This window comes from Fusibacter sp., from assembly GCF_057447755.1.
Genome location: NZ_JBVBZF010000276.1, coordinates 1 through 4,663 on the forward strand (window position 1 = coordinate 1; position 4,663 = coordinate 4,663).

Consider the following 4,663-nt stretch of genomic DNA (forward strand, 5'->3'; position numbering starts at 1 on the left):
GATGGAACAAGCTAATAAAAAGAAACAGCAGGCAGAGATTGATTATCAATATAAGAATAAGACTGTTGAGGATTTTGGTCTCTTTTCTGAAATAGAGGGTTATGTTGCAGATATTTATTATGAAGAAGGCGAACTTATTCCTCAAGGCTATCCAGCAATTACCATTAGAAGCACAAATCAAATCGCAAAGGTCAACCTATCACTTGATGATATTAAGCGCATTTCAATTAATGATGTGGCAAGTGTTATCATAGAAGATAAAACATACAAAGGGATTGTATCGCATATTGATCTTGTTCCAAATCAAACGACACGTACTTATGGGGTAGAAATCGAAATTGACACAGATGAATCCTTTTTATTGGGACAGGATTGCCACATAGAAATTGAAGATGAAGCTCAAGAGGGAATATGGCTGAATATAAATGAGATCATGAATGATGGTGCAGATTATGTATTCGTCGTTAAAGATGGTAGAGCCTTTAGAAAAAACATAAGACCCTTTGATATTTTCGAGAACAAAGTTAGGGTAGAGGGTCTTAGCTCGGGAGATATCGTCATTATAGAAGGCAAAAATACACTTACGGAAGGTTACAAAGTTATTATAGAAGGTGATCAAAATGAATAGGATGATTCAAAATGCAATCAAAGAGCGAAAGGTAACCATTTTGCTATCCTTCTTTATATTAATCTTTGGTGTATATGCCTATTATTTTGTACCAAAGCAAGAGAACCCAGATACTACGGGTCCAGCAGCGCAAGTTATTTATACATTCCCAGGTGCTTCAGCAAAGGATGTCGAAGAACTTGTTACAAAGCCAGTAGAGGATGCAGTTGCTAAACTGGAAGGTATTGATTATATTGAATCATACTCTTATGATAATGTTTCCATTGTAATCGTCATGCTGGACTATAACGTCGATTATAAAGAGCAATGGGCTAAGTTAAGTACAGAGCTTGATCATTTGAAAACTGATTTACCGGATGGCGTAAATGAACCAGATTTTGATACAGAACTCACGAAAACCGCAGGAATTATTTTAGCCCTAACAGGTGATGATTATAATTATGACCAGTTGGCTGGCTTTGCCAAGGTTTATAAAGAGGCTCTGATTAAAGTAGATGGCATAAAGGAAGTTGATATTGATGGGGAGCTTGAAAAAAACATTGTCATAGAAATTAACAATAAAAAATTAAGTGATACCCCCCTGTCCAATAATGATTTATATGATTTGATAAGAGCACAAAATGTTGTGATCCCATCAGGGTCAATTCAAACTGAACAGGGAAAAATCAACGTAAAAGTGCCAAAATCCTTTGAATCTCTAAGAGATATTGAGCAAATGATAGTTTATATATCTGAAGAGGATGGTAGCATTGTAAGGCTTTCAGATATTGCAAATGTCTATTTTGACTATGATGAAAACAGTGTTAAATACAGATACAATCAAAAAGATGCTGTATTGATGACAGCCTATTTTCAAGAAAATCAAAATGTGATTTTAGTGGGTAAGGAAGTCAGAAAAGTTATTAACAGAGAAAATAAAATGCTACCACAATCATTAAACATTAATGAAGTTCTTTTTTTACCAAAAGACGTAGACGCCTCTGTGGGTAATTTTATCAACAATTTAATTCAAGGTGTAATTTTAGTAGTGGTTGTTGTATTCTTCGGTATGGGCGCAAGAAACTCTATAATTGTATCAATGACCATACCACTTTGTATAGCAGCAACATTCATTAGTATGAGCCTACTCGATATTGATGTTCAGCAGGTTTCAATTGCAGCACTGATCATATCCCTTGGAATTTTAGTAGATAACTCAATTGTCATCAGTGATGCAATTCAAGTAAAAATTAACGAAGGAATTGAGCCATCCGAAGCTTCATTCTTTGGCGCTAAGGAACAGGCAATTCCGGTATTATCATCAACGCTTACGACGATTGCAGCATTTGCCCCTTTGATGTCGTTACCGGGGGAAGCAGGAGAATTTGCCAAATCATTACCAGAGGTCGTGATTATAGCCTTGGTATCATCTTTTATAGTGGCAATGTTGGTTACGCCGGCTTTGGCGAGTAAGTTTTTTAAACCTCAGAACTCAGAAAAGGACCACTTAGCAGGGATCACAAACCTATATCGTAAAATGGTGAGAACTAACATTGAATATCCAATGCGTTCAATCATTGTCATCGTAATGCTTCTTGTGGTTTCGATGGGTCTAACCCGATTCATTGGTGTTAGAATGTTCCCTTATGTAGATAAGGATATCATTTACTTTAATATCCAATCAGAAGTTTCTGGGGATTCAGAATATACGCAGAAGCTGGTTGAAGAAGTTGAAAAAATCCTGCAAAATGAACCTGAAATCATTAGTACAACGAGCTCTATTGCTGGTGGATTGCCTAGGTTTTATATGACGGCAGGATTAGTACCACCATCAAGTGACAAGGGCCAACTTTTCTGTGAATTTGACTTGAGTGCGGGAAATCGCTTTAAAAACAGAGGCGAACTTTGGCAATATCTGCAAGAGAAAATGGACAGGGAGTTCGTTGGTGGCGACTGTACGGTTAACCTTTTGGAAATCAATATTCCAGGACCAACCATTGATGTAAAAATCTCTGGTCGAAATTTGGATGAAATTAATTCAGTCGCAAATCAAATCTATAACGAATTATCACAATATCCAGGTACTATGAACGTAAAAAACAATCAATCTGACTATAAGTATCAATATGTGATTGACGTTGACGATGAAAAGGCCAGTATGCTTGGGTTATCAAAGTTTGATATACAATATCAAATTAATTTAGCACTTAATGGTTCGAAGGCAAGTGTTATGAAATCCAATGGAAAAGAGTATGATTTGATTTTGAAATCCGATATTGATCAAATAGAAGATATTGAAAATTTGCAAATTAAGTCAAGTTACACCAATGCCAAATTATATGTTAAACAGTTTGCAAAGGTAGGCATTAAAGAAGAATTGACCTCGATAAAGCGTTATGATAGAGAAGCGCTTGTGAGTGTTACTGCAAAAGTAAAATCTGGTTTTGGTTCTAGCGAAATTCAAAATGACATCCAAAACTTCATTGAAAACGAGGTGGATACTTCAGCTGTTTCAATAAGTTATGGTGGAGACAAGGAAACTATGTCGAAATATATGTCTGGACTCGCAATGGCATCTATATTTGCACTTGTCATCGTCTACATTATCTTATTGATACAATTTAACTCATTAAAGCAGCCCTTTATTATCTTGGCGACGATTCCTTTATCTGCTATTGGCATTATACTGAGTCTACTCCTCACTGGAACTAATTTTACATTTACCGTTGGTTTGGGTGGTGCGAGCTTGATTGGTATCGTGGTTAACAATGCAATCCTTTTGATTGAGTATATCAATCGTGCAAGAAAAGAAGGGTTAGACGTTAAGGAAGCCTGCTTTGATTCGGTAGAAAAGCGTATGAGGCCAATTCTCTTAAGTTCAGTAACGACGATATTTGGCTTGTTACCACTTGTATTCGCCAATAGTTCCTTCTTCACGCCAATGGCGATTGCCTTGGTAGGTGGCTTGCTAATCTCGACAATTTTAACCCTAACCGTTATACCGACAATCTATTATATATTAGAGCGTTAGTAGGGATAAGCATCAAAAAAACAACATTTGAGGCATTTCAAGATGATTCAAGCAATTTTCACTGACGTTGTTTAATGCTGAACACTCCTCATCGCAGCTTTTGGCTCAAACTTTATTGTATATAATCATTTAACGCCAAAACCTTGTTTTACCACCTCCAACCGCTTTGAAAACGCTTACTCAAAGTTGGATGAAAACTAATGAAATACAATAAAAAGCACCTGTTCGAACTTGAACAGGTGCTTTTATAGTATATTATAGTGATCATTCAGCTCAGATTAATGATGGTCTACTTGTGAAAATCTGTAAGATGAAAAACGTATAATCAAAATAAGCTAAGGGTGTTAAAGACTTGTCTGTTGATCATATGCCATTAAATTTCAAAGACGGTATAGCCATAAGCGTTAATTATTTTAGTTTCCTTAAATTGATGATAGCGTTTGCCTTTCCCATAGTTCAAATGTTGATGACCATGTACCATGAATTTAGGTTGATATTTATCCAGTAGTTTTATGAAACTCTTAAAGCCAATATGTGCTTGGTCAGTACCATCTCCAATGCCATAAGCCGGTGAGTGTGTTAAGAGTATGTCAAATCCCTTTCTAAACTTGATACGTAATTTAGAGAGTCGCCATGCCATTTCTCTTTCAGTGAACTGAAAGGGTCCACCTGTATATTTCATACAACCACCAATGCCTGCAATTCTGATATTTTTATAGGTATAAACTCTATCATCAATACAAATGCATCCCCCTGGTGGGTCCTTGATAAAGCGCTTATCATGATTGCCATGAATATAGAGTACTGGGCAAGGAAAGACAGTTGCTACAAACGACAAGTAATTAGCATTTAGATCGCCTGCAGCTAATACCAAATCAATATCCACAAAGTTTTTGGGATCAAAATAATCATAAATATATTTACTTTCTACATCTGAAATCGCTAAAATTTTCATAGGTCTCCTATCCTCTAGATAGTTTACCACATTATATTTTATTTGAATATGTCTTTCTTTTGGTTTTGTA

General features: G+C 36.0%; 3 protein-coding genes. 2 read left to right on the plus strand and 1 reads right to left on the minus strand.

What is annotated here, in order from left to right; genetic code table 11:
• Positions 1 to 628, plus strand: a 628-nt coding sequence (locus AC220I_RS18350) for an efflux RND transporter periplasmic adaptor subunit (protein WP_486725315.1), incomplete at its 5' end; no start/stop codon positions are given.
• Positions 621 to 3,638 (plus strand): efflux RND transporter permease subunit, encoded by a 3,018-nt coding sequence (locus AC220I_RS18355; protein ID WP_486725316.1) that lies wholly within the window; start codon positions 621 to 623, stop codon positions 3,636 to 3,638. The genes AC220I_RS18350 and AC220I_RS18355, both read left to right, overlap by 8 nt.
• Positions 3,639 to 4,011: 373 nt before the next feature.
• On the opposite strand, the gene AC220I_RS18360 is transcribed toward AC220I_RS18355, so the two are convergent.
• Positions 4,012 to 4,663 (minus strand): metallophosphoesterase family protein (locus AC220I_RS18360; protein WP_486725317.1); only part of this gene is annotated, 652 nt, incomplete at its 5' end.

Excerpts from the sequence above, each read along its gene's own strand:
- AC220I_RS18355 (WP_486725316.1), top strand. The coding sequence starts at position 621 with ATGAATAGGATGATTCAAAATGCAATCAAAGAGCGAAAGGTAACCATT.